This is a genomic window from Nostoc sp. NMS7, from assembly GCF_017115085.1.
Lineage (GTDB): Bacteria > Cyanobacteriota > Cyanobacteriia > Cyanobacteriales > Nostocaceae > Nostoc.
On record NZ_JABXKJ010000126.1, the window covers coordinates 1 to 23,865 of the forward strand.

Annotated in this window: 26 protein-coding genes; 15 read left to right on the top strand and 11 right to left on the bottom strand. The window is 43.2% G+C overall.

Annotated features, from left to right (window positions below; genetic code table 11):
- Window positions 1-212: 212 nt before the first annotated feature.
- Complete coding sequence (locus HWQ38_RS13045; RefSeq protein WP_292794023.1) at window positions 213-1,811, top strand: B12-binding domain-containing radical SAM protein; 1,599 nt, start codon at window positions 213-215, stop codon at window positions 1,809-1,811.
- A gap of 512 nt (window positions 1,812-2,323) precedes the next feature.
- Here the strand turns inward: HWQ38_RS13045 and HWQ38_RS13050 are convergent.
- The gene (locus HWQ38_RS13050) at window positions 2,324-2,458 is read right to left on the bottom strand and encodes a hypothetical protein (protein WP_292794025.1); all 135 of its coding nucleotides are present in this window, start codon (window positions 2,456-2,458) and stop codon (window positions 2,324-2,326) included.
- 41 nt (window positions 2,459-2,499) lie between these two features.
- Here HWQ38_RS13050 and HWQ38_RS13055 point away from each other — a divergent pair, with 41 nt between their 5' ends.
- From HWQ38_RS13055 to HWQ38_RS13070, 4 genes are all read left to right on the top strand, one after another.
- Complete coding sequence (locus HWQ38_RS13055) at window positions 2,500-3,543, top strand: DUF2891 domain-containing protein (RefSeq protein WP_292794027.1); 1,044 nt, start codon at window positions 2,500-2,502, stop codon at window positions 3,541-3,543.
- A gap of 267 nt (window positions 3,544-3,810) precedes the next feature.
- On the top strand, window positions 3,811-4,854 hold the full coding sequence (gene gap / locus HWQ38_RS13060) for a type I glyceraldehyde-3-phosphate dehydrogenase (protein WP_292794030.1): 1,044 nt from the start codon (window positions 3,811-3,813) through the stop codon (window positions 4,852-4,854).
- Between the two features lie 362 nt (window positions 4,855-5,216).
- On the top strand, window positions 5,217-6,647 hold the full coding sequence (gene pyk, locus HWQ38_RS13065; RefSeq protein WP_292794033.1) for a pyruvate kinase: 1,431 nt from the start codon (window positions 5,217-5,219) through the stop codon (window positions 6,645-6,647).
- Between the two features lie 149 nt (window positions 6,648-6,796).
- Entirely contained in the window at window positions 6,797-7,801 is a 1,005-nt protein-coding gene (locus HWQ38_RS13070) for a transaldolase (RefSeq protein ID WP_292794035.1), read from the top strand.
- A gap of 299 nt (window positions 7,802-8,100) precedes the next feature.
- Here the strand turns inward: HWQ38_RS13070 and HWQ38_RS13075 are convergent, their stop codons facing one another.
- From HWQ38_RS13075 to HWQ38_RS13095, 5 genes are all read right to left on the bottom strand, one after another.
- Window positions 8,101-8,427: a hypothetical protein gene (locus tag HWQ38_RS13075; protein WP_292794037.1), complete on the bottom strand. Its 327-nt coding sequence runs from the start codon at window positions 8,425-8,427 to the stop codon at window positions 8,101-8,103.
- 352 nt (window positions 8,428-8,779) lie between these two features.
- A complete protein-coding gene (locus tag HWQ38_RS13080) occupies window positions 8,780-9,265 on the bottom strand; it encodes a DUF6174 domain-containing protein (protein ID WP_292794039.1) in 486 nt (161 codons plus the stop codon).
- 220 nt (window positions 9,266-9,485) lie between these two features.
- Complete coding sequence (locus HWQ38_RS13085; protein ID WP_292794041.1) at window positions 9,486-9,800, bottom strand: HigA family addiction module antitoxin; 315 nt, start codon at window positions 9,798-9,800, stop codon at window positions 9,486-9,488.
- Complete coding sequence (locus HWQ38_RS13090; protein WP_292794043.1) at window positions 9,793-10,053, bottom strand: killer suppression protein HigA; 261 nt, start codon at window positions 10,051-10,053, stop codon at window positions 9,793-9,795. The genes HWQ38_RS13085 and HWQ38_RS13090 overlap by 8 nt, the downstream gene beginning before the upstream one ends.
- A 158-nt stretch (window positions 10,054-10,211) precedes the next feature.
- Window positions 10,212-11,348 (bottom strand): cob(I)yrinic acid a,c-diamide adenosyltransferase, encoded by a 1,137-nt coding sequence (locus HWQ38_RS13095; protein ID WP_292794046.1) that lies wholly within the window; start codon window positions 11,346-11,348, stop codon window positions 10,212-10,214.
- Window positions 11,349-11,571: 223 nt separating this feature from the next.
- On the opposite strand from HWQ38_RS13095, the gene fraC reads away from it, so the two are divergent.
- The 4 genes from fraC (at window position 11,572) to HWQ38_RS13115 (ending at window position 14,989) form a co-directional block, all read left to right on the top strand.
- Complete coding sequence (fraC, locus tag HWQ38_RS13100; RefSeq protein WP_292794049.1) at window positions 11,572-12,111, top strand: filament integrity protein FraC; 540 nt, start codon at window positions 11,572-11,574, stop codon at window positions 12,109-12,111.
- A gap of 64 nt (window positions 12,112-12,175) precedes the next feature.
- Window positions 12,176-13,183 (top strand): septal junction protein FraD, encoded by a 1,008-nt coding sequence (gene fraD, locus HWQ38_RS13105; RefSeq protein WP_292794052.1) that lies wholly within the window; start codon window positions 12,176-12,178, stop codon window positions 13,181-13,183.
- A gap of 105 nt (window positions 13,184-13,288) precedes the next feature.
- Window positions 13,289-14,068 carry an ABC transporter permease gene (locus HWQ38_RS13110; protein WP_292794055.1) on the top strand — a complete coding sequence of 260 codons (780 nt, stop codon included), beginning with the start codon at window positions 13,289-13,291 and terminating at the stop codon, window positions 14,066-14,068.
- A gap of 264 nt (window positions 14,069-14,332) precedes the next feature.
- The gene (locus HWQ38_RS13115) at window positions 14,333-14,989 is read left to right on the top strand and encodes a pentapeptide repeat-containing protein (protein WP_292794058.1); all 657 of its coding nucleotides are present in this window, start codon (window positions 14,333-14,335) and stop codon (window positions 14,987-14,989) included.
- A gap of 126 nt (window positions 14,990-15,115) precedes the next feature.
- On the opposite strand, the gene HWQ38_RS13120 is transcribed toward HWQ38_RS13115, so the two are convergent.
- On the bottom strand, window positions 15,116-15,370 hold the full coding sequence (locus tag HWQ38_RS13120; protein ID WP_292794060.1) for a hypothetical protein: 255 nt from the start codon (window positions 15,368-15,370) through the stop codon (window positions 15,116-15,118).
- A gap of 104 nt (window positions 15,371-15,474) precedes the next feature.
- Here HWQ38_RS13120 and HWQ38_RS13125 point away from each other — a divergent pair, with 104 nt between their 5' ends.
- From HWQ38_RS13125 to HWQ38_RS13135, 3 genes are all read left to right on the top strand, one after another.
- Entirely contained in the window at window positions 15,475-16,200 is a 726-nt protein-coding gene (locus tag HWQ38_RS13125; protein WP_292794063.1) for a pyridoxine 5'-phosphate synthase, read from the top strand.
- Between the two features lie 399 nt (window positions 16,201-16,599).
- Window positions 16,600-17,319 carry a SnoaL-like polyketide cyclase gene (locus HWQ38_RS13130; protein WP_292794065.1) on the top strand — a complete coding sequence of 240 codons (720 nt, stop codon included), beginning with the start codon at window positions 16,600-16,602 and terminating at the stop codon, window positions 17,317-17,319.
- Window positions 17,320-17,382: 63 nt separating this feature from the next.
- Window positions 17,383-17,712 (top strand): MgPME-cyclase complex family protein, encoded by a 330-nt coding sequence (locus HWQ38_RS13135; RefSeq protein WP_292794068.1) that lies wholly within the window; start codon window positions 17,383-17,385, stop codon window positions 17,710-17,712.
- On the opposite strand, the gene HWQ38_RS13140 is transcribed toward HWQ38_RS13135, so the two are convergent.
- Window positions 17,709-17,903: a hypothetical protein gene (locus HWQ38_RS13140; RefSeq protein ID WP_292794070.1), complete on the bottom strand. Its 195-nt coding sequence runs from the start codon at window positions 17,901-17,903 to the stop codon at window positions 17,709-17,711. The two genes, HWQ38_RS13135 and HWQ38_RS13140, sit on opposite strands and share 4 nt — an antisense overlap.
- Window positions 17,904-18,157: 254 nt before the next feature.
- On the opposite strand from HWQ38_RS13140, the gene HWQ38_RS13145 reads away from it, so the two are divergent.
- Window positions 18,158-18,787 carry a hypothetical protein gene (locus HWQ38_RS13145; protein ID WP_292794071.1) on the top strand — a complete coding sequence of 210 codons (630 nt, stop codon included), beginning with the start codon at window positions 18,158-18,160 and terminating at the stop codon, window positions 18,785-18,787.
- Between the two features lie 36 nt (window positions 18,788-18,823).
- Here HWQ38_RS13145 and HWQ38_RS13150 read toward each other — a convergent pair whose 3' ends face one another.
- From HWQ38_RS13150 to folD, 3 genes are all read right to left on the bottom strand, one after another.
- On the bottom strand, window positions 18,824-19,279 hold the full coding sequence (locus tag HWQ38_RS13150; RefSeq protein ID WP_292794073.1) for a divergent PAP2 family protein: 456 nt from the start codon (window positions 19,277-19,279) through the stop codon (window positions 18,824-18,826).
- 770 nt (window positions 19,280-20,049) lie between these two features.
- Complete coding sequence (gene crtE, locus HWQ38_RS13155; RefSeq protein ID WP_292794076.1) at window positions 20,050-20,982, bottom strand: geranylgeranyl diphosphate synthase CrtE; 933 nt, start codon at window positions 20,980-20,982, stop codon at window positions 20,050-20,052.
- A 184-nt stretch (window positions 20,983-21,166) separates the two neighbouring features.
- Window positions 21,167-22,045: a bifunctional methylenetetrahydrofolate dehydrogenase/methenyltetrahydrofolate cyclohydrolase FolD gene (gene folD / locus HWQ38_RS13160; RefSeq protein WP_292794078.1), complete on the bottom strand. Its 879-nt coding sequence runs from the start codon at window positions 22,043-22,045 to the stop codon at window positions 21,167-21,169.
- 300 nt (window positions 22,046-22,345) lie between these two features.
- Here folD and HWQ38_RS13165 point away from each other — a divergent pair, with 300 nt between their 5' ends.
- Together HWQ38_RS13165 and HWQ38_RS13170 are read left to right on the top strand one after the other, a co-directional pair.
- On the top strand, window positions 22,346-22,957 hold the full coding sequence (locus tag HWQ38_RS13165) for a hypothetical protein (protein WP_335238384.1): 612 nt from the start codon (window positions 22,346-22,348) through the stop codon (window positions 22,955-22,957).
- A gap of 13 nt (window positions 22,958-22,970) precedes the next feature.
- Window positions 22,971-23,408, top strand: a complete 438-nt coding sequence (locus tag HWQ38_RS13170; RefSeq protein WP_292794081.1) for an NUDIX hydrolase — start codon at window positions 22,971-22,973, stop codon at window positions 23,406-23,408.
- Window positions 23,409-23,865 lie beyond the last annotated feature (457 nt).

Genomic DNA, 23,865 nt, shown 5'->3' on the forward strand with positions numbered 1-23,865 from the left:
AACATCTGCTTCAATGCTCCTAGATTACATCTTTTAACTTAAGTTGACACCAATGGGCATTGCCGTGCCCCTACCAATATATTTGTATCATAATTGAAGTCAAACAGTATTACAACTACTGTATACAGAAGTTCCTCTAATCTGTTGTCAGATTGATTCAGCTTTAGATAAACTCAACTAGCAGCAAACATCAAGGGTTATAAGCATCGAATATGAACATTTTACTTTTATATCCCCGTTTTCCAAAAAGTTTTTGGTCTTTTGAAAAGACACTGGCTTTATTAGACCGTAAAGCAATGCTACCGCCTTTAGGCTTGGTAACTGTAGCCGCGATTTTACCCCAAGAATGGGAGTTTAAGCTAGTAGATCGAAATGTTCGCGTCTGTACAGAAGCAGAATGGGCTTGGGCAGATTTGGTTATTATGTCGGCGATGATTGTGCAAAAAGAGGATTTGCTTTCTCAGATATTAGAAGCAAAGCAGAGAGGGAAACGGGTTGCTGTAGGTGGGCCATTTCCAACAGCGTTACCGAATGAAATGACATCCGTTGGGGCAGACTATTTGATATTAGATGAAGGGGAAATCACCCTACCTTTATTTGTAGCAGCGATCGCACGCGGCGATCGCACAGGCATTTTTCGCTCTGATGGTGAAAAACCAGATGTCACCAATACTCCGATTCCTCGCTTTGACTTACTAGAATTTGATGCCTATGCGGAGATGTCGGTGCAATTTTCCCGTGGATGTCCCTTTCAGTGTGAGTTTTGCGACATTATTGTACTCTACGGTCGCAAACCCCGCACCAAAAACCCAGATCAATTATTAGCAGAACTTGATTATCTCTACAAACTGGGTTGGCGGCGCAGCATTTTTATGGTGGATGACAACTTCATCGGCAATAAGCGGAATGTGAAATTATTTCTGAAGTCCCTTTTGCCCTGGATGGTGGAACATAACTATCCCTTTTCCTTTGCTACAGAGGCTTCAGTTGATTTAGCTCAAGACCAAGAACTGATGGATTTGATGGTAGCGTGTAATTTTGGTGCTGTTTTTCTGGGAATTGAAACCCCCGACGAAGAAAGTCTTACTTTCACTCAGAAATACCAGAATACCAGAGACTCGCTTAGTGAAGCTGTGAATAGGATTACCCGCTCAGGGCTGCGAGTCATGGCAGGCTTTATCATTGGGTTTGATGGCGAGAAAGTAGGAGCCGGCGCACGAATTGTCAAGTTTGTTGAAGAAACAGCAATTCCCACAGCCTTATTTAGTATGCTGCAAGCGCTTCCAGATACAGCCCTCTGGCATAGATTAGAAAAGGAAGGACGACTCCGTAATAAATCTGCCAACATCAACCAAACCACGTTGATGAATTTTGTGCCAACTCGACCGTTAGAAGACATCGCTCGTGAATATGTGCAGGCGTTCTGTGATTTGTATGAACCAGAGCGGTTTTTGGAGCGTACATACAAACACTTCCGGCTTTTGGGCGAAGCAACCTACCCGAAAAAGGGCAAAGCTGCTAAGAAACCATTGAACTGGAAAGTACTCCGAGCGTTTCTAATCATTTGCTGGCGGCAGGGTGTACGTCGTCAGACGCGCTGGCAATTCTGGCGCAACTTGTGGAATATGTATCAGCATAATCCGGGTGGAGTCAGTAGTTACTTAGCTGTTTGTGCCCAAATTGAGCATTTCTTGGAGTATCGTCAGATTGTCCGGGATGAAATTGAGGCTCAAGTAGCTGAATTTCTGGAAGCAGAAGCTAGGGTAAAACCGGAAGCAGAAGTGATGGAAGTGTTAGGAAGTTTCAAATAATAACTCAGATCACAATACGTTTGGGTTAAGACAAATTGTCGGGTGTGTTATTACCATTTCACACAAAGCCTGATACATATAGATTTCTCGTAGGGGCACAGCATTGCTCATTAGTGTCAACTTAAGCTAGAAATCGCTTGTTGACTTCCAGTCCCGCCCAGAAATAAATTTCAGGGCTAATAGCTAAAGTCTACTGAAGTAGACTAAGGATTTGGAGAGATATTTAGTCATCTTCAGATGACTTTTGCTATGAGCAAGGAACTTCAGTTCCTTGCGGAACATGGGTTATACGTTAAGTTGACACGTATGAGCATTGCTGTGCCCCTACCAACGTATTTGTATCATTATTAAACAGGACTTACGCAAACAATAGCTGAAACCCTCATTTATAGGTAAGGACAATACCCTGCGGTCAGCTAAAGATACATGAATTGCCCCTACCGCGTATAGTTTTGCGTAAGTCCTATTAAAGTTAAACGGTATTAGCGATCGCATTAAGATTGCATCATAATCTAATGCAATGCCAATGCATCCCCCTGCAATGCCAACGCATCCCCCTGCAATGCCAACGCATCCCCCTGCAATGCCAATGCATCCCCCTGCAATGCCAATGCATCCCGATGCAATGCCAATGCGTTCCCCTGCATTCAAAACGCTACCCTTTTACGCAAAACTGTACTAAGTGACCATGCCAGCCGATAATTTGGAGATTAATGAAACGACTGCGGCACAATTTGCTCAATTAGTGCTGGATTGTATCGCGCGGGAGTATCCCAACAGTAATCTGTATTGGGCTGATAGCGACGAGGATATAAAACCACCGCGTGAATTGACTCCTGCTTTTTATGGCTGCTTAGATTGGCATTCAGCCGTACATGGTCACTGGTTGCTGGTACGTCTGATGCGTCACTTTCCTGAAGCCTCCTTCAATGTCGCGTCAAAGCAAGCACTTGATCAAAGCCTAACACCGGAGAAGATTCAAGGAGAGATTGCTCATTTTCAACGATTACCCTTTTATGAATTTCCTTATGGTGTGGCATGGCTTCTGCAATTGGCTGCGGAACTTCATGAGTGGAATCATCCCCAAGCGAAAAAATGGCGGCTTGTATTGGAACCGCTAGAAAAGTTGATTGCAGCTAACTTACACCGTTGGATTGACACACTAAAACTCCCAAATCGCACGGGGATGCATAGCCAAACAGCTTTTGCACTTGGTTTGATGCTAGATTGGGCACGAATTACCGAAAATGCTGACTTCATTCAGTTAGTGGAGAATAAAGCACGGCAATTCTATCTTAGCGATCGCAATTACTCGTTACAATTTGAGCCGCTTGGGTACGATTTTCTCTCTCCTGGACTTGCGGAAGCAGACTTGATGCGGCGAGTCCTCCCAACAACAGTTTTTACTGACTGGCTGACCAATTTTCTTCCCCAAATACCGATTGAGAATTCAGCAAATTGGTTAGAACCGAACATAGTAGATAATCCTCAAGATTATATGCAATCCCACTTCTACGGTCTTAATCTCAGTCGTGCTTGGATGCTTGAGGGGATCATCTCTAGATTAGCAAATAGCGATCGCCGCATAGAAACACTTCGCTCTGCTGCGGTTCACCATCGTCAGCATGGACTAGCAAATGTTGTCAGTGAACATTATGCAGCTAGTCACTGGCTAGGAACTTTTGCTGTTTACCTTTTAACAAATCGTGGGTTGCAAGGGCAAATTATTTAAATAGCCTGGGCGATCTTACAACGTATCAGACTGTTTAAATCGGGGTTTTCCCAATGCCCCATGCCCAATGCCCAATGCCCAATGCCCAATGCCCCATGCCCCATGCCCAATGCCCAATGCCCAATGCCCCAATCCTTAAAAGATGCCAAGTAAATATGGCTTAACCGACTGAAACTGTCAGGATCAGAAAGTAAAGAGTAAAAGGCAATCTATTTTGACTTTTAACTTTCTCCTTTTGTTCAACTTTCCACAACGGGAGGTTTAATCTTGACTAAATTAAAAGTTGGTATCAATGGCTTCGGTCGAATCGGGCGACTTGTGCTTCGCGTTGGCATCGATAATCCTAACATTGAGTTTGTCGGCATTAACGACTTAGTACCACCAGATAACCTCGCTTATCTATTAAAGTACGACTCAACCCACGGTAAACTAAAGCTCAAAGTTGAAGCCAAGGAAGATGGCATCCTCATTGACGGACACTTTATCCCTTGTGTGTCGGTGAGAAATCCAGCCGAGTTGCCTTGGGGACAATTAGGTACAGATTATGTGGTAGAATCTACGGGACTTTTCACTGGCTATGAAGGGGCGGCAAACCACCTGAAGGCAGGTGCAAAGCGAGTGATAATTTCCGCTCCCACTAAAGATCCAGATACAGTTCCTACTTTGCTGATGGGTGTAAATCATCACCTTTTTGACCCCAGCAAGGATCTCATTGTCTCCAATGCTAGCTGCACTACAAACTGTCTAGCTCCCATCGCTAAGGTGATCAATGACAACTTTGGGTTGACCGAAGGGTTAATGACCACAGTCCACGCCATGACTGCCACCCAGCCAACTGTAGATGGCCCCAGCAAGAAGGACTGGCGAGGTGGTCGAGGTGCAGCCCAAAATATTATTCCCTCCTCCACAGGCGCAGCTAAAGCTGTAGCACTGGTTTTACCAGAATTGAAGGGTAGGTTGACTGGTATGGCATTTAGAGTTCCGACTCCCGATGTCTCTGTAGTTGATTTAACTTTTAAAACTGCCAAAGCCACGAGTTATCAAGAAATCTCTGCTGCGATGAAGGAGGCTGCCGCAGGTTCGCTAGCAGGTATTTTGGGCTACACAGATGAAGAAGTAGTTTCTACAGATTTTCAAGGCGATACTCATTCCAGTATCTTCGACGCAGGTGCTGGTATTGAGCTGAACTCTCATTTCTTCAAGGTAATTGCTTGGTATGACAATGAGTGGGGCTACTCAAATCGCGTCATTGACCTGATGTTGTCTATGTCACAGAAGGAAAAACTCGCACCGACAGCAGCTGTGGTTTGATTGGTCATTTGTCATTGGTCATTAGTCATTAGTCATTAGCTTTTGAATACTAACTCCTGACTTTTGACTTTTGACTAGGGACTTTTGGGATTTGGGATGGTAAATACTCTGAGAACAACACTAAATAAAGTAACTTTTTTAGCAAACAAGTGATATGAAGCACATGTGAATTTGGATGCTTTGCGCGATCGCGACGATGGTCTACGCCTACGCACCCGCATAATACCAATTCTCTAAAAGAAGGCTAAAGATTTAAACCGGGAAACTCAAATCAAATCTGAAGTCTCTTAATTACGAATTACGAATTACGAATTGGTATAAGGCATCCAAATTTGCAGGTTATTCCTCAACCCCCAATCCCTATGCGTCGAACCAAAATCATTTGTACTGTTGGGCCGGCTTCATCTGCACCTGAAAAGCTACAAGCGTTAGTAGAAGCTGGAATGAATGTGGCGCGGCTGAATTTCTCCCACGGAGCCTATGAATTTCACGCGCAAACGGCTCAGTATCTCAGGCAGATTAGTACTGAGCAGCAAAAGCCGATCGCAATTATGCAAGACCTCTGTGGCCCCAAGATTCGTTTGGGAATTTTACCACCAGAAGGGTTAAATCTGGAAGCTGGTAGTGAAGTCACTTTTGTTTTGCAACAAAAGGGTGAGAGTATCGACGAGCTACCTCTACCATTGCCGACTTTGTTTGCAATGGTGCGACCAGGCGAACCGATTTTGATTAATGATGGTCGTGTTAAGTTGATTGTTACCGATCGCGATGCCGATCGCATTCGGGCAGAAGTGAAAATTGGCGGGTTAATTTCCACACACAAGGGAGTGAACCTGCCACAAACTCCTTTACCTGTGAGTTCAATCACCGAAAAAGACTTGCTGGATCTGCGCTTTGGGATTCAGTTGGGTGTAGACTGGGTAGCAGTATCCTTCGTGCGATCGCCACAAGACTTAGAACCCGCCCGCAGGATGATTGAAGCAGCTGGCGCTTCCATCCGCTTAATTGCCAAAATCGAAAGAGCAGAGGCAGTAGAGCAGTTTGACTCCATTTTGAAGGTTGCCGACGGGATCATGATTGCCCGTGGCGATTTAGGCGTAGAAATGCCGATTCATGAAGTCCCTCTGATTCAAAAAGATATAACTCGCCGTTGCAATTATGCTGGCAAGCCGGTGATTACAGCCACGCAAATGCTAGAGTCGATGATTAGCTCCCCCGATCCCACCCGCGCCGAAGCAACCGATGTTGCTAACTCCATCTTAGATGGTACTGATGCGGTAATGCTTTCTGGTGAAACAGCTGTCGGACAATATCCCGTCGCCGCCGTCCAGATGATGCACAATATCGCCGTGCGGACAGAACAAGCTTTAGATGAGGGTAGCAGACATTCTTGGTGCCATGAGGCAGGCAGTCTCAGCGTTACCGAATCCGTAGCAGAATCGGTGTGTCGCATCGCTTATGAAACAGGCTCACGGGCGATTCTTTGTAACACGACCTCAGGAAATACGGCGAGAATGGTCTCTAAATATCGGCCAACTTCTGCCATTATTGCCCTCACCCCTGACATCACCGCTTATCGGCAGCTAGCACTTTCTTGGGGTGTGGAACCTTTGCTCATCCCACCAGTCCACAATGCTGAAGAGATGTTTAGCAATGTGGTAAACACAGTTGTAGAGATGGGTCTAGCGAATAAGGGCGATAAGGTGGTAATTACCTCTGGTGTTCCAATTGGTAAATCGGGAACAACTAGTTTAATCAAAGTGCATTCCATTGGACAGCCAATTTCAGCATAAGACTCTTAGAATAGGTCTGTGGCTGTGGATAATAAGCAAACTTGGGCAATGATTCCGAAAAATTGTCAGAATCAGAATTGAAGGAATAGTAAAGAGTGTAAAGAACTGGGGAATTAAGTAAATCCTAAACAAACATCATGGAGTATTTTATGTCTAAGAATTTACTGGAACAATTGCTGAAAATGACTGTTGTGGTCTCAGATACAGGGGATATTCAGGCAATTGAAAAGTTCAAACCCCAAGACGCTACCACCAATCCTTCTCTAATTACTGCTGCGGCGCAGATGCCGGAATATCAGGGAATTGTCGATCAAACTTTACTCCAGGCAAAGAAAGATGCTGGAGCCGGAGCTACCCAACCACAAATAGTTTCTTTAGCTTTTAACAGTCTGGCAGTTGCTTTTGGATTAAAGATTTTACAAATCATTCCCGGTCGCGTGTCTACGGAAGTGGACGCTCGCTTGTCCTACGATACTGAAGCTACCCTGACTAAGGCACGGGAATTAATTGCTCAGTATAAGGCCGCCGGAATTGGCTGCGATCGCGTGTTAATTAAAATTGCCTCCACCTGGGAAGGGATTCGCGCTGCGGAAATTCTGGAGAAAGAAGGTATTCACTGTAACCTTACCTTGTTGTTTGGTCTGCATCAAGCGATCGCCTGTGCTGATGCTGGTGTCACTCTCATTTCTCCCTTCGTCGGTCGGATTCTCGACTGGCACAAAAAAGATACCGGACGCGATAGCTACCCAGCAGCCGAAGACCCAGGAGTTTTGTCTGTCGCCAAAATCTACAACTACTACAAGAAGTTCGGCTATAAAACCGAAATTATGGGAGCTAGTTTCCGCAACATTGGTGAAATTACTGAACTTGCAGGTTGTGATTTGTTGACAATTTCCCCGGCACTTTTGGGTGAATTGCACGCAACGATTGGAGAACTGCCACGCAAACTTGACCCTGCCAAGGTAGCAAACTTGGAAATTGAAAAGATATCTGTTGACAAAGCTACCTATGACAAATTACATGCTGCTGACCGCATGGCAACTGACAAACTAGACGAGGGCATCAAAGGTTTCACTAAGGCGTTAGAAGACCTTGAGAAACTTTTGGCAGACCGATTAGTTCGCCTGGAAGCAGAGGTAGTAGCAACCCATTAGGGACTTCCAATTAAAAAATATCCAAGCAGTAGGATGCGTTAGGCTAAAGCCTTAACGCACCGCCAGGTTATGGATAATTTATTTTTTGGTATTCCCTTACAACATAACTAGGACTTACGCAAACAATAGCCGAAAAGAGTGATTTTCTCGTAGGTGCAATTCATCTAGCTTTAGCTTTCCGCAGGGTATTGCCTCTACAGCGTGTGGTTTTGCGTAAGCCCTAATAACGATAGTTAATGGTTAGTGGTTAATAGAACAACCACTAAACATTAACCATTAGTTAGTTCTATCAGCAGTCATCAATAGCGTCGTCTGATAATCTGGCGTTGTCTTAACGGCTGCCGTCGTCGGATAATCTGGCGCTGTCTTAACTGCTGTCGTCGTTGGATAATCTGCCGTCCTCTTAATGGTCGCCGTCGTTGGATAATCTGCCGTCGTCTTAATGGTCGCCGTTGAGCAATTAAAAGCTCTCCGGTTTTATCTCCAACTAGGTTAGCCTCTGGTGCAGCGCTCTGTTCATTGCGAATATTATTTAGAGAAATATCCTTCGCTTCAGCTAATGAGGGCGGATAAACAAAGGCACATAGCAACATTGCTATTGAGGATAGCTTCTTGAAAGCTTTCATGTTTTTGCTTCTACTAGACTTTTGGCAATAACTTTATTAAACACTCTAAAGTCCACAAATTATCGCTGACACTCTTTTTTTTTAACTTAATTTGGGATGAAATTCTGGATTGTAATTTCAACCTTATGGATAATTGTAAATGTGATTAAAAATGATATGAGTCCTATTTGCAACTTGCAGATCCCCGACTTCTTTAAGAAGTCAGGGATCTTGTTTCTGCGCGTTTGATTCAGGATTGCTATAGAACCGAGCGATCGCTTCTACCTTGCTCAACTCTTGAGTCACGTTTTCTTAATGACATTCGGGGCGCAGCACATATCAAAAATAGCTTCATCGATTTATGTTATAAACCTTAATGAAGTTCTTCAAAATTGCTAATTGTAGTAAATACACCAGCATCGGCAGCTAGATTACCGATATTGATTTGGGTTGGATAACCAAGTTGTGGGTTGTATACCACAGTTAATTCGGATTTTCCACGGTTGATCGCATTCTCAATCAAATTAAAGAGTTTAGGAATTGTACTATATTGTCGTAATGATTCTGAATTAACTGGCTTCCCAGTATTTGCATCGGTGATAGAAGTTGTTCTGCCATTACGTACTTCAATAATTAATGGACCTCTAAATTCGGGAATACAAAAGCAACTATTGCTAAGTTTGTAGCGGTAGTTGTCAATTTTTCGTTGATTCCACAATCGGCGATTAGTTCTTAGCTGTTTTAAATTTGAGCTAGCAATCTCTGTTTGTACTCCATGCGTAGGAGGCACAGACATTACTGGGGCATTAAAACTCACAGATGCTACTAAGATTGCACCAATAGCAATAGGCAAGCGCATATCAATCTTTTGTTAACGTTGAGTTATAACTTCAATCTCACTAAACAGGATTCCAGAAATCCTTGATAACAAAATAGGGAATCAGGGATAGCCCTTGGCTATCCCTGATTGCTCCTGATAGTGATTAATCATTATTTGTTAAGGAATATTTTATTTTTTTGAAGTCCCCAATCACACATTTCCATGTATTTTTAACATATCGATTTATATTATCGTCTGCTTATTCTATCCCTTGAAAATGCAAACTCACCTTTAAACGGTTTTCTTCTTCTTTCCTTGCCAAAGCGGCGCGATATTGAGCTTCATATCTGAGCCAGAATGCTGCTGTACTACCCATAACCCGTTCTAGCTTCAGGGCTGTTTCTTCATTAATCGGTGCTTTGCGATTGATCAACTGGCTAATATGTTTTGTGGTGTAGCCTAAACGCTCTGCTAATTGTGCTTGTGTCCAATCACGCTCTTCTAATAAATCAGCGATGGCATCACCGGGAGAAGATACCCAATCTGGAGTGAATGTTCGGGTTGTCTCAGTCATGGTAATCTCCAATCAAAACAATACAAACAGCAGTAACTTTTGACCAATCAATGCTTCCATCCTGACTAAGAGGTATGGGGTCGTTGTCTGGCTTAAATACAAGTCGTTTACCACCTTTTAGGTTTACTGCAAATTCACCTACCCTATCTCCTTTTAAGGGATGGGGATGACCTATAACTAATTCCGTGACACAACTAGCAGCGCCAACAATAGCCAACTGGGTTCTAAATTTCTTGGCACAGTTTGTACCCAATTATATTTGCGCTGAGTCTTATTGTTCGCATAGCTTTTGCAGTTTGCCGTCAGCGAAAGTGATTTCCATGCGTTACTAGACTAATATAAGTTTACCATTTTGGTAAATAAATTTGTTATGTTTCTAGAGAATCTAGGATATCAACTAATCAGCAACATCTAAAAATCTACCCCTCGTTTAAGTTCTACACCTTGATTAGCATAATGTTTGTGGCAATAAACCTCTGAGTGGACGCTAGCCAAGTCGAAGTATGCGGGTGGATTTTGGCAGCGGCCAGTGATAATAATTTCGGTGTCGCGGGGTTTGCGGAGTAAAGCTTGAACAATGGGTTCAACGGGGAGTAGTTCTAAATCAACAGTGGGATTGAGTTCATCGAGAATAATAGTTTTATACAGTCCAGAGGCGATCGCAACTTTAGCGATTTCCCAACCCCGTTCCGCTTCTACGTAGTCTAATTCTTGCCGGGAATTGCGCCAGACGATCGCATCTCCACCACAGCGTTGATGATCCACCACTTCTGGATATGACTGCTGCAAGGCGGCGATCGCTGCGTCTTCTGTGTAGCCACTACCACCTTTAAGCCACTGCATAATCAACACACGGGTAGATCCAGGATGATTGATTCCCCTACCAATCGCTTGCAAGGCTTTGCCCAAAGCACTAGTAGACTTGCCTTTCCCAGCACCAGTATAAATTTCAATCCCTTCAAGTAAGAGGGCTTTAGCTATTGGGTGGTGATGAGGTTTCATTTCTGAGTGCAAATCTGCAATATCGAGCAATTTTTGCGGCGCGGCGCGTCCGGTGGCAATGATTTCTAACTCTTGGGGTTTGGATTTTAATGCCTTAACCACTTCATCCACTGGTAGCAAACCTAAATCCAGAACAGGGTTAATTTCATCTAAGACGACAACTGAATATAAACCACTAGCGATCGCACCTTTGACTACATCCCAACCCCGCGCGGCTTCCTCTCGGTCAAAGGTGGTAATTTCCTCATGCCCAAAAAATTCCGCTCTCCCAGTGCGAACCTGGTCAATTAAATGGGGAAAACCGCGCTGCAAAGCTGCGATCGCGCCATCTTCGTCATAATCACGTTCCGGCCCCTTTAAAAACCGCAGCAGTAAAACGCGGTTAGAATTGCTAGGCATATTTATACCCAAACCAATGGAACGCAAAACCACCCCCAAAGCCGCTTGTGACTTACCTTTACCCACGCCATCGTAGACGTGAATTTGACCAATGATCCGTTCTGGGCGCACTTGCGCCGTGCGAATACCGATACCGTTCCTTGTCATCTCTCGAAAAGCTATAACGTGGCAGTCTTTAATCTTACCTAACGTCTTGTACTCTCATCTGAAAAATTGCCTGTTCACCGCATCCGTACAAATATTAACAATATCAATAGATGAATACTGGCACAGCACCATAGTAAAGGATAAGAACAATAGAATAATTTCCCCCATCACCCTCACTATCCCAGTTATACTCACTACAGTTAACCCTTACCGTTGACCATTTATGGCTGAAAATTGGATGCTTCCCAGGATTTTTCCCATTGGTGGAATTCTATTTGACTTTTTATTTGTACTGATTGCCATCCCCATCGAAGCATATGTTTTGCACTCTCGGCTGAAATTTGACAAAAAATCTAGTACTTTTTATGCCATTTCTATCAATCTGTTTTCTAGTGTAATTGGTTGGTTGATATTTTTTGTATCAGAACCACTGTTGCCGATACAGATAAAATCAGAATTAATTAATTATATGTTTTTTAATAATTTTAAATCACCAAAAACACAAACTCTAGTTATATTAACTGCCTTCATAATTTTCTTTGCTACTTTTTTAACTAAATTTTTCGCTTTAAGGGTACTACTACTATCATTGAATGAACCAGTTGCTAAAAAAGAAGAGGAGCCGGAAATATCTCAACGGCGGCGACCCCGTGGTTTTAGTAATATTAAATTACAAAGTACCAATTTACTTACTACTACATTAATAGCAAATTCTCTGAGTTATAGTGTGATCACAATTATTTTATTGTTTCGCTCAAAATAGCAGGGATTGACTTGTTTAATTCCGAGGAAAAATCGTGATTGATTAATTAGGTGTAGGGAGGAAAATGAATACGCTATTTAAAGATGTATTTGGAGTTTTAAAATTTGCTGAAGGGCTTTATGCAGGAATTAGAAAGGTATTAGTTCCACCCAAAGCTTATTCTTGGCAAACATTTATCTATCTGAGTGTTTTTTCTTGGGTACTTTCATATTTTGCTACAAGCTATATCAAAGATGTAATTGCCTTTTTCGGCTGGTTATTTTTAATTGCCGGTACAGCTTGGTATACAACTGAAGATCCTTTGAGGGTTCCTGGTACTTTTATGCCAGTCGGGGCAGTAATTACGGGATTTTTAGTGAGTGTTTTCGCATTTGGAAATCAAGAGGATGTAATTACACCAAGAACAATTGTTTTTTGGCCGACAATTTCAGCACTAATTACGGCAATACCAGAATTTATTGAAGGAAATGATACCGATGCTAAAGCTCGCATTCCTAAGCCACAAGACCGCCAAAGAATCATAATTTTAGTTGCTAGTAGTATGCTGCTAAGTTGCTGGATTCAGTTTTACTTTGTAATGGATAATTGGTTAGAACAATATCCCAGTTTGCAAGCAGATACTTTTAAACGTAGTACCTTTATTGTCAGAAGAGAACAAGCAGTAAAAATTCCCCAAAACGGCGTTGTAATTCTAGAGAAACTTCAACCAATAGTAGTAGAGCAAATAGCCGAAAAACCTTGGTCGGAAGTAGAGAAATGGTTGCTAGAAGCAAAACAGCGTGTAGGAACTCTGGGTAGGGAAATAATTAAAATCAACTTGGATAAATATGAAGAGAAGGATCTATGGCGCATTGAACCGCGTGTGACTAATACTAAGTCTGGATATATATTAGATTTATTAAGTATTTGGATAGGCCCAAGTTCTAATCCACGCGGCTATTACTTGAAAAAATCTTGTCGCATTGAACCAGTTGCAGCAACCAATAATTCCGGGAATAAGATTACAGTTGCAGAAATTGAATGCGATCGCGCTAGTAAATTGATTCCTGGATCACCGCCTCCGCAGCAGTGAGCTTGCCGTGAGCGTAGCCGAATGGGAGTGGGCTTGGCGTGAGCGTAGCCGAATGGGAGATGAGGGGGACAAGGGGAATCACAAATGAAAAATCACAAATGAAAAATGAATATTAACAGAATTTTTGTATTGGCAAACAATGTGTTTCAGGAAGTGGTACGCGATCGCATCCTATATATTATCGGTTTTTATGCACTAATACTCGCCATTGCCTTCCGCGTTCTTCCTGAATTTGCAGCTACGACTGAAGACAAAATGTTTTTAGACTTTGGGCTGGCGGCGATGAATGCCATCGGCTTAATTGTGACGATATTTGTTGGTACGGGACTGGTTAATAAAGAAATTGAAAAACGCACTATCTTGATGTTAATTGCTAAACCTGTCAGCCGCAGCGAAATTATCGTCGGCAAATACTTGGGTTTATCCGCAATCCTAGCTGTACTTGTCGCCATGATGACAGCACTTTATCTAATATTTCTGCAATTTGGTAACATTCCTCATCCAACGACAAGCATTCTAATTGCGGCAATTTTCTTATTTCTTCAGTTATCATTAATCACCTCTGTAGCTATAGCCTTCAGTGTTTTTACTGCTTCCCTGCTAGCGACTGTTTTAAGCTTTGCGGTATATTTAATCGGAAATATTACTCAAGATTTAGTACAACTTGGGCGAATTAGCCACAACCCTGGTATGGAAGGTCTAACTCAAGGTTTGTTTCTCATCTTGCCAGATTTATCTCGATTAGATTTGAAAAATGATGCCGTTTATGGTCTGCAAGCATTACCTGACACAACCGCACTGATTACAAATGCTGGCTATGGCTTACTTTATAGTGTGATGTTGTTAGCGATCGCTATTTTGATCTTTTCACAACGCGAATTTTAACGATTGAACATTGGGCATTAAAAAAGGAGAGGAGCAAACAGAAAGTTTTTGCCTCCTAACTTCTGTTGTATGAATATTTCCTGACTTATGTCAGCATTTTTTGTTTTAAAAACCACTTCAAAAGCCTATTTGCAGGTGATTGGCGATTTGTTGGGAATTTATTTTTGATTATTTACTGAGTTGATCTCCATTTGGGGTGTACTCTCAATATACGGTAACTACCACACATAACTTTGAGATAAATTACACCCAGAGGTGAATACCATGAAAAATTATGCTGATAAGCAAGAATTTGTATTAAGTCAAATCACAAATAAGTATTTTCAGCGCCGAGATTTTAGTGGATGTGACTTGAGTGGAATTGACCTAAAAGGAATTGATTTAAGTGGTGTTAACTTTATAGGAGCGGATTTACGTGGTGCAAATCTATCTGGCTGTGTCCTCACTCGTGCAAATTTAAGTGGCGCAAATTTAATCGAAGCTAGCTTACGTGAAACTAATTTGTATGAAGCCTCTTTGTGTGAAGCCAATTTGATTAATGCTGATTTAACACGAGCAAATTTATGTGGAAGTTTTTTATGGCGGGTGAAATTCACAGGTAGTAATCTTTGGGGCGCTTCTTTGTGTGATGTGGATTTGAGAGAAGCAGACCTAAGTAAAGCTAAATTAATTGAAGCATCCCTGATTGAAGCTAACTTAAGTTTTGCAAATCTCGCCGGAGCAAAGCTATGTGGAGCAAAATTACTAGAAGCTAATTTGACTCAGGCCAACTTAACTGGTGCAGACCTGACATGGGCAAATTTAACCAAGGCAAACTTGAATAAGGCAAACCTTTGGGAGACAAAGCTGATTTATGCGAAGTTTCGGGATACTATTATGCCTGATGGCACAATTAAGCAACCTCAGATAGTGATTTATTAGTCACGAGTCAGTTTTGGTCTGACTTTTCACTTTTATCGGGAAAACCTCACTTTCATTCCTCTCTTAAAAGGGGCTACCGTCTATACACAAGTCTCTCTTGAAGTAATTTACAGTTTATCAAATAGCCTAAAGAAACCTTACCCTGGTTTTGCTACACAAAACCTGTCCCTCTCCGGGAGTTCGGAGAGGGACGTCTGTCAGGATAGGGTGAGGTTTTTGTTTTGTGTAATTCGATGACTGTACGTTAAATATCAATTGGGCATTCCCACTTTGGCGGGCAATATTATCAGGCGATCGCTGCAACCAGATAATGGAAAAATATAATTCCGGGTAATTTTTATCTGCGATCGCCTCTTCAGGATCGGTAGGGGGTATAATCACTGCGGGAGTAAAAATTCAAACTAGCAAGAAACTGCCAAAAAATTGGCATATACATTTCCGCTAAAATTAAGTTCTGAGGACTGTGGATTCGGGAGAAATTTAGGGTGCCTACACTTGGGGTTAACATTGATCACATCGCCACCATCCGGCAAGCACGGCGGACAGTGGAACCAGACCCCGTGGCGGCGGCGGTGCTGGCAGAATTAGGGGGTGCAGATGGGATTACGGTGCATCTGCGCGAAGATCGACGGCATATCCAAGACAGGGATGTGCTACTCTTGCGGCAAACAGTGCGATCGCATCTTAATTTAGAAATGGCCGCTACAGATGAAATGCTAGCGATCGCTCTCGATATCAAACCAGATTACGTGACTTTAGTCCCCGAAAAGCGCGAAGAAGTCACAACAGAAGGTGGACTAGATATTAGCGGACAAATTGCTAGAATAGGTGAGATAGTTGATAAATTGCAAAGTGCTAGCATTCCAGTTAGTTTATTTATTGACGCAGACCCAACACAAATCGAAGCATCTGTCAAGGTGCAGGCGCGGTTTATTGAATTGCATACCGGACAATATGCTGAGGCTAAGGATGAAACAAATCGCCAGCGAGAATTAGCGATATTAGCTAAAGGGTGTGAACAAGCGATTCAAGGTGGATTGCGAGTCAACGCTGGTCATGGACTCACCTACTGGAACGTCTATCCGGTGGCTGCGCTTCCAGGCATGGAAGAACTCAACATTGGTCATACTATCATCAGTCGGGCTGCATTAGTAGGTATGGAAAGGGCAGTGCGCGAGATGAAACAAGTTATAAGAGGGAATGGGGCATAGGGTACTTGTACTGAGCGTTCGCCAACAGCGTCTCGTAGAGAAGTGGTTGGCGTTCGCGTTAGCGTCTCTGAAAGAGAAGCCTCTCGTCGAGAAGTATTGGGCACTTGTACTGAGCGAAGTCGTTGGCGTTGGCCTTAGCGTCTCTGAAAGAGAAGCCTCTCGTAGAGAAGTATTAGGCACTTGTACTGAGCGAAGTCGAAGTATTGGGCATTGGGCATTGGGCATTGGACATGGGTCATTCCCCTTGTCCCCCTTGTCCCCCTCATCTCCCCCATCTCCCTCATCTCCCCCATCCCCCTCATCTCCCCCATCTCCCTCATCTCCCCACTCCCTTAAACTTAAGAGGGGTTGTCACTGCGAAATCTAGAAATTGAGTTTAATTCTTCAGCAAAAACTTCTATGAGCGCAACACAATCTAACAACCTGCCGCTTTGGGTACAGGATCGGGATAAGGTGATAGCAGAAAGCACTGATGTCGAGTGGCGGTATCAGACACCGCCTGATTATTCCCGTTCAAAAGAGAATCTCGCCCAAGAAAGTATCCACAATCACCTTGAAGGTACACTAGAAGCGATCGCGCAAAACTTGGTGCGAACCTTAGAGATGGAGGTATCTTTTAAAGCTAACCCCCAACAGTGGTTATCTATTGTGAATGATAAGTTTCGCGTGAGTACCAACGGCGGAGTAGAGTACACCGCAGCAGATTTATCAGCCCAAGGTACTTACAATTTATTTATGGCTGATTCAGAACACTACAAGGCTTCAGAAGAAAGCTTTGAATCATCTGCAAAAATCTTCCACACAACATTTCCCCAAGGATTTCCTTGGGAAGTGGTAGAAGTTTTCTCAGGGCCACCAAATGTGGCATTCAAGTGGCGGCATTGGGGACATTTTAACGGAGAATACAAAGATCATGCACCGACTGGAGAGACAATAGAAATTATCGGCATGAGCATTGCAAAAGTTACCGATGACTTGAAGATCATTTCCTTAGAACACTATTTTGACAATAGTCTGTTCTTGGAAAAGCTCACATCTGGTGGCAAACAGACAAATGCTGAAAACCAGAAAAGTGGTTGTCCGTTCAGTTCTTGGTTCAAGAAATCCCACAAAAGTTAGTTTGTAAGGGTACAGTGCAGTACTGTGCCCTTAAATTATTCACATAGCAACTCAAGGATGAAAATGCAAACATACTATTACGTTTTGGCTAGTCAACGTTTTCTTATTCAAGAAGAACCGATACAGGAAGTTCTCAAAGAACGTACCCGTCACTACCACGAACAAGAAAAACAAATAGATTTTTGGTTGGTTCAGCAACCAGCTTTCTTGGAAACACCCCAGTTTGCAGAACTAAAGGTGAAGTGTCCCCAACCAGCAGTAGCGATTATTTCCACTAATCCCCAATTTATTACTTGGTTAAAACTGCGTTTAGAGTACGTCATCACTGGGGAATTCCCAGCTCCTTCTGAGACAATACCCGACGCTTTGGCATCGCTTGCGACTGTTTCCTAATCTGGGCATTGGGCACTTGTACTGAGCGAACGCGAACAGCGTCTCGTAGAGAAGTCGTTGGCGTTCGCGTTAGCGTCTCTGAAAGAGAAGCCTCTGGTAGAGAAGTATTGGGCACTTGTACTGAGCAAAGTCGTTGGCGTTCGCGTTAGCGTCTCTGAAAGAGAAGCCTCTTGTAGAGAAGTATTGGGCATTGAGAAGAAACTTGTTCAATAATTCTCCCTTGTCCCCCTTGTCCCCCTGATCTCCCATTCGGCTACGCTCACGGCAAGCCCACTCCCCAATTTTATTTTTGTAGGAACAAAATATATTATTTGACACTCTTTAATCCCCATACTGAAGTAGCGAGGTTTCAGCTTTTTTCTTATAAAATCTTCTAGGACACCTTGATTTACATAATCTAACTTTTGTGCATAGATTTCAGATACCAAGTGTTTTAAGATTAGCGATGTCTACGACAAGCTTCGCTTACGCTCTTTTGATTGGTGGCATGAGTTCGGTCTTTGCCCAACAAGCCATTCCCGTTTGTCAACCACCAAATGTAGGTGAGTATCTTTTATTAGTAGTCAGTCCCACAGCAAATAATCAAAAGCAGTTGCGTAGTGCCTTACCGTCTGAACTTAAGACCATCACCTGCAAATATCTCAACGAAACTGTGACGCGTGTAGGAGACTTTAACAAAATTGATGATGCCAATCGTTGGGCGAGATATGTCAGCAATATTGTTGGCTTGTCTGCTATAATTACCACTCGACCAACAACCCCAGATGTTCAGGCACAGTCACGGCCACAGCCACCTCAGCAGACAGTCAGCTATAATCCTCAAGCCTTAGGAGAGGGTTATGCAGTCCTGGTAGATTATTACAACCGTCCCGAACTAGTAAATACTGTGCAACAACTAGTAGGAGGTAATGTAGGTTTTGTTTCTTATGGACAACGCCCTTACTTGTTAGCAGTTTATACCACCAACCAAACTGAAGCATACAACACATTGCAGAAGCTGAACAATGGCGGTTTTATTGCCAGCATAGTAGATAGTCGGAAGGTAATTCTGCTGCGGTCAACTGTACGGTTCTAGTCATTAGTCAATAAACTGTAGACTGTAGACTATTGACTAATAAGCAGACCTAGCTAACCAATAGATAGTTATACCCAGAGCTGACCCGGCGATTACCTGAACTGGTGTATGTCCGAGTAATTCCTTCAGACGGTCTTGGCTAAAGTCTGGTTTTTCATCAAATAATTCATCAATCATTTGATTGAGGATACGAGCTTGCTTACCAGCTGCTTGGCGAACTCCGGCTGCATCATACATGACGATGATCGCAAAAATCATCGCAACGGCAAAATCAGGAGATGCCCAACCCAGTTTTTGCCCTACACCAGCTGCTAGAGCCGTAACCAGAGCCGAATGGGCGCTGGGCATACCTCCTGTTGTCACCAAAACACGCACATTCAGTTTACGATTTTTGATGATCTCGATTACGAGCTTTAGTGCTTGAGCAATTAAACAAGCTACCAGAGCAACCAACAGCACCCGGTTGTCTAAAATGTTGCCTATGTCCTGCATGGTATTTTGGTTAAGTTATTGACATTCTCAGCTCTAAAGAAGCTGAGATTCTTAGTTCAACTACATACCTTAAAATTGTCCATCCTTGCGGCAATATTTAAACCTGATACCCGTTCAATAGAACAAAGTACCGAGTCTAATTTAAACAACCCCAGGTGGCTCTATCTCCCTAAGCGTTAGAGAATCGTTTCTCTAGTTCCCGTATGCCCTACGGTACTTTGTCCAATAAATAGTGTTGTTTTCTGCTATGGGTGCGCGTTGGCTACTAAGGCTATGTTTATTCGTGGTGTTCGCCACCCACTATCCATTATTGTTTCCTAGCCGATCGTTTGGGAGTCCTTACCCATCTGTGCTAGCGGTTATTCTACCTGTGGCATTATCCTATTATAACCTCGAATGTTCGTACCAAAAATCAATTCTCAATGCGGTTAAAACCGTGGTCAGTAAGCTTGTCGAACTGCACGAGTCGCTTAATTTAGGCACGCTTGGTCACTAAAGCTCTAAGCTTATCGGCTAGGTTGTAAATATTAGCAGCAGTTGTTGGTTGAGGAAACATTTAGATTCAACCCAAAATCCCAAATTAACCTAATAGATCACGTTGGAAACAGACCAATTATTCAAAATAGCCTAAAAGCTGATCAAATAAGCTTTTTGAATTTTAAATTTGGAATTCCGTTGGGCGGTAGTACTACAGCAAAGTGTAAATAAACCACCCATTCCAAATCAATAAACCCTTGCGGTATAATAATTCCGAATTCCGCAAAGCGGTACTAGTTATTGCGACTGGTAATAAAATGAGCGATCGCTTGGAGTGGTTTGCTTCTCTCTCCAAATGGTTCTAATTCCACACAAGCTGCTTTAACTAGCTCTTGGGCTTTTGAGCGCGATTCCTCAAGCCCCCAAAGGCTGGGATAGGTCACTTTCTTGGCTTTTTGGTCTTTACCGGCTGTTTTGCCTAATTGCTCTTGAGTAGCAGTGATATCCAGAATATCATCGATGATTTGGAATGCTAGCCCAATATTTTGAGCATAACGAGTCAGTCGCTGCACATCTTCAGGTGATGCCCCAGTTATGATCCCGCCACAAACTACGCAAGCTTCCAAAAGAGCGGCTGTTTTGTGTTTATGAATGAAATTTAGCGTTTCTAGGGAAATATCTGATTTGCCTTCCGACTCTAAATCGACAACTTGACCGCCGACTAAACCAGCTGCCCCCAGCGCCCGACCAAGACGGGCAATTACCTGCAAGACTAGCTCTCTGTTGACGCTTTGGGGGGTTTGAATGGCAACAAACTCAAAAGCCAGAGCCAACAAGCCATCCCCAGCCAAAATCGCCACATCTTCGCCATAGACTTTATGATTTGTCAGCTTTCCCCGACGGTAATCGTCATTATCCATCGCTGGGAGGTCGTCATGAATCAACGACATTGTGTGGATCATCTCCACAGCACAAGCCGTTGGCATGGCCATTTCGATGGTTCCACCCATCATTTCACAGGTAGCAAGGCAAAGAATCGGACGTACACGCTTGCCTCCAGCTAATAACGAGTAGCGCATCGCCTCATAAATCTTTTCTGGATAAATGATCGGGATAGCCTGATCCAAAGCAGTATCACAAAGCTTTTGTCGCTCTTTCAGATAGACTGCTAAGTTAAGCGTGGCTTCCTCTGGTGGTGTCTTTTGAACATTATCAGTTGCTACCATTCTGAAATTCCTGACATTTTGGGATTTTTGTCTTATACGTGACAATTTTAAGGTGCTGTGGGGCTGAAAAAATGAATAGTTAGGAATTTGGAGTTAGGAGTTTGGAGAGACGCGATTAATCGCCTCTGTACAGGAGTTTGGATTTTGGAGTTAATAACTCTTAATTTTTAACTCATCACTCTCTTTATTCTCTCGCCGCCTTAGAATAGCTGGCAAATGTATTTTGCAACAATATGGCGACAGTCATCGGGCCAACACCACCAGGAACGGGGGTGATAAATCCTGCTACATCGGCGGTTGATTCAAAGTGGACATCGCCAATTAAGCGACTCTTGCCACTAGCATCGGTGACGCGATTCATCCCTACATCTATCACAACAGCGCCCGGTTTCACCATATCAGCAGTGATCAGTCCGGGACGACCTACTGCTGCAATTAGAATATCAGCATTTTGGGTGATGGTTTTGAGGTCATGCGATCGCGAGTGAGCGATCGTAACTGTGGCATCAGCTTCTAGTAGCATCAGCGCCATCGGTTTACCCACCAAAATACTACGTCCCACCACTACTGCCTGTTTTCCCTGCAAGGTAATCTCATATTCTTGTAACAGTCGCATCACACCAGCCGGGGTGCAGCTGCGTAAACCGATTTCTCCCCGGACTAGTCGCCCCAAGTTAACTGGGTGCAATCCATCAGCATCTTTATCGGGATCAATTTGATTTAGCAGAGTCACAGCATCCAAGTGGTTAGGTAAGGGCAGCTGCACAAGAATGCCATCCACACGTTCATCGTGGTTTAGTGCTGCGATCGCCTCTTCTAATTCCCCAAGGGTAGTTTGGGTGGGAAAATGCTTCCCAAAAGAGGCAATACCAACTTTAGCGCAGGCTTTTTCTTTATTACGTACATAAGCCGCTGATGCTGGATTATCGCCAACCATCAGCACTGCTAAACCAGGGGGTCGTCCAATTTTTGGTTGTAATTGTGTAATGGCAACAGAAAGTTCTTGCTGAATTTTTGCAGCTATTGCTTTCCCATCAATGAGTTTGGCAGTTTTTGTTTCCATGAGAATTCCCAGCTATATTCGCCTTTTATCAAAACTCAGCCGCTTCTGGTCTAGGCGGAGTCTACAGTCCAAAATCTAGAGTGAAAATATTGATTCTTGAATCTTGACTTTTAACTATTATTGTGTATCTGTTTGAGGTTGTAGCGTTTTTCTCAGAGTAAATCCATAATGTTTATTTTCTCAGATCAACGACGTTATCTGAAGAATATAAAGATAAACGATGAAATCGGAACATTTTTTGCTCAGTTGAGAGTGTGTTTCTGCAACCGAATGAAAACATTATAAATGGGAACTGACCTAATGAAACTGGCGACAAAGCAAACAATTACACAAAAATTGGCTCAATCGGTGGCTTTCATCAAACCTGACTTTTCACGTGATATGGAAAAGAAGAGGCGAAATCTAACCCAATCCCTAACCCTTGTAGGGAATGGGGAGAATTCAAAGCTTCTCTCCTGCAAGAAGAGAGTTCCAGATCCGGTGAAAAGTCAGTTTACCGAACAAGGGAGAAATTTGTTCCTTTGGTTCTTCTACGGACACAAAATTGTTGCCTACCGCCTGGGGTTAATTTTTTTCTTGGTGGTGGGACTTTGTAGTTGTGGTAGTTTGCCTTCCTCTGGCTTGAATGGGGTTAACTTAAAAATTGGCACCAATGTCACCCCAATTCGAGAAATTAAACCCAAACTAGACAATCAGGCTATAGTTTACATCCAAGGTCAGGTAGAAAAGCAAGCTCCTCTGATGAAGCAGTGGGCTTATCAAATTAATGACTCGACTGGCAAAATTTGGGTTGTCACCAATCAAAAGAATCTGGCCGAGGGAGCGCAAGTGGTGATTAAGGCTAAAGTTCGCTACCGAAGTATCCCCTTAGGTGGTAAAGAATTGGGGGAAGTTTATCTAGAAGAAGAGTAATCAATAATTAAAAATGAACAATCAACCGGTGCATGTAGCGATCGCAATTCTCTACCAAAAAAACAAGTTTCTCATGCAACTGCGCGACAACATCCCCGGTATTCTCTACCCTGGTTACTGGGCACTATTTGGCGGTCATATCGAACCGGGTGAAACACCAGAGGTAGCAGTGAAGCGAGAAATTTTAGAAGAAATCGGCTATATCTTACCACCATTTTTTGAATTTGGCTATTATCCCAGCGAAAGACTTGTCCGTCATGTCTTTCATGCACCACTCTTGGTGGAATTAAATCAACTGGTTTTGAATGAAGGCTGGGATATGGGGTTATTGACGCCAGAAGATATTCACCAAGGTAACTGTTATTCCCAAAAGGCTGGCGAAGTGCGACCTTTGGGAAGTGTGCATCAGCGAATTATGTTGGATTTTATGGAGACAAATCAACAAGCCTAATCAAAGAAAATCACTGGTTGCTAAACGGGTATTAGTTGCCCGGTTTGAAGTAAGTAATTAGGCAAGAATAAATCAAACTATCTTACGCAATATAAAATTAATTAAATTGGCTCGTAGTAAGCGGCTTTACTCCTAAGAAACACATTCCATAGCGTTGGAAATAGGGATGAGTTCTAAGCCAAAAGCTTGAGCTCATATCTTGCACCAGGCGACTGGAAGTCGCGCGCCAGGTGCTCATGGGGGAAACCCCCTGTTCCCGCACTGGCTTGGCTACACAGGCAAAACTCGCACTTCTCTACGAGACGCTGCGCGAACGACAAGCTCAGTGACCACCTGCGCGGGTTGAAAACCATTAGTCCGCGCAGGCGGACTTCGTTTGTATAGCCGCGATTTCTAATCGCTAGGGCTAGGTGCAAGATGTGAGCGCCCAACGGGCGCGATTAACGCTCCCGCAATA

Bases quoted from the DNA above. Each gene is read 5' to 3' on its own strand.
- HWQ38_RS13095 (WP_292794046.1), bottom strand. From the start codon at position 11,348: ATGACAAGGAACGGTATCGGTATTCGCACGGCGCAAGTGCGCCCAGAA.
- HWQ38_RS13145 (WP_292794071.1), top strand. From the start codon at position 18,158: ATGTCTACGACAAGCTTCGCTTACGCTCTTTTGATTGGTGGCATGAGT.
- HWQ38_RS13170 (WP_292794081.1), top strand. From the start codon at position 22,971: ATGAACAATCAACCGGTGCATGTAGCGATCGCAATTCTCTACCAAAAA.
- HWQ38_RS13115 (WP_292794058.1), top strand. From the start codon at position 14,333: ATGAAAAATTATGCTGATAAGCAAGAATTTGTATTAAGTCAAATCACA.
- pyk (WP_292794033.1), top strand. From the start codon at position 5,217: ATGCGTCGAACCAAAATCATTTGTACTGTTGGGCCGGCTTCATCTGCA.
- fraD (WP_292794052.1), top strand. From the start codon at position 12,176: ATGAATACGCTATTTAAAGATGTATTTGGAGTTTTAAAATTTGCTGAA.
- HWQ38_RS13050 (WP_292794025.1), bottom strand. From the start codon at position 2,458: ATGCAGGGGAACGCATTGGCATTGCATCGGGATGCATTGGCATTGCAG.
- HWQ38_RS13130 (WP_292794065.1), top strand. From the start codon at position 16,600: ATGAGCGCAACACAATCTAACAACCTGCCGCTTTGGGTACAGGATCGG.
- folD (WP_292794078.1), bottom strand. From the start codon at position 22,045: ATGGAAACAAAAACTGCCAAACTCATTGATGGGAAAGCAATAGCTGCA.
- HWQ38_RS13150 (WP_292794073.1), bottom strand. From the start codon at position 19,279: ATGCAGGACATAGGCAACATTTTAGACAACCGGGTGCTGTTGGTTGCT.
- fraC (WP_292794049.1), top strand. From the start codon at position 11,572: ATGGCTGAAAATTGGATGCTTCCCAGGATTTTTCCCATTGGTGGAATT.
- HWQ38_RS13085 (WP_292794041.1), bottom strand. From the start codon at position 9,800: ATGACTGAGACAACCCGAACATTCACTCCAGATTGGGTATCTTCTCCC.
- HWQ38_RS13165 (WP_335238384.1), top strand. From the start codon at position 22,346: ATGAAACTGGCGACAAAGCAAACAATTACACAAAAATTGGCTCAATCG.
- crtE (WP_292794076.1), bottom strand. From the start codon at position 20,982: ATGGTAGCAACTGATAATGTTCAAAAGACACCACCAGAGGAAGCCACG.
- HWQ38_RS13055 (WP_292794027.1), top strand. From the start codon at position 2,500: ATGCCAGCCGATAATTTGGAGATTAATGAAACGACTGCGGCACAATTT.
- HWQ38_RS13110 (WP_292794055.1), top strand. From the start codon at position 13,289: ATGAATATTAACAGAATTTTTGTATTGGCAAACAATGTGTTTCAGGAA.
- HWQ38_RS13075 (WP_292794037.1), bottom strand. From the start codon at position 8,427: ATGAAAGCTTTCAAGAAGCTATCCTCAATAGCAATGTTGCTATGTGCC.
- HWQ38_RS13070 (WP_292794035.1), top strand. From the start codon at position 6,797: ATGTCTAAGAATTTACTGGAACAATTGCTGAAAATGACTGTTGTGGTC.
- HWQ38_RS13135 (WP_292794068.1), top strand. From the start codon at position 17,383: ATGCAAACATACTATTACGTTTTGGCTAGTCAACGTTTTCTTATTCAA.
- HWQ38_RS13140 (WP_292794070.1), bottom strand. From the start codon at position 17,903: ATGCCCAATACTTCTCTACAAGAGGCTTCTCTTTCAGAGACGCTAACG.
- HWQ38_RS13080 (WP_292794039.1), bottom strand. From the start codon at position 9,265: ATGCGCTTGCCTATTGCTATTGGTGCAATCTTAGTAGCATCTGTGAGT.
- HWQ38_RS13045 (WP_292794023.1), top strand. From the start codon at position 213: ATGAACATTTTACTTTTATATCCCCGTTTTCCAAAAAGTTTTTGGTCT.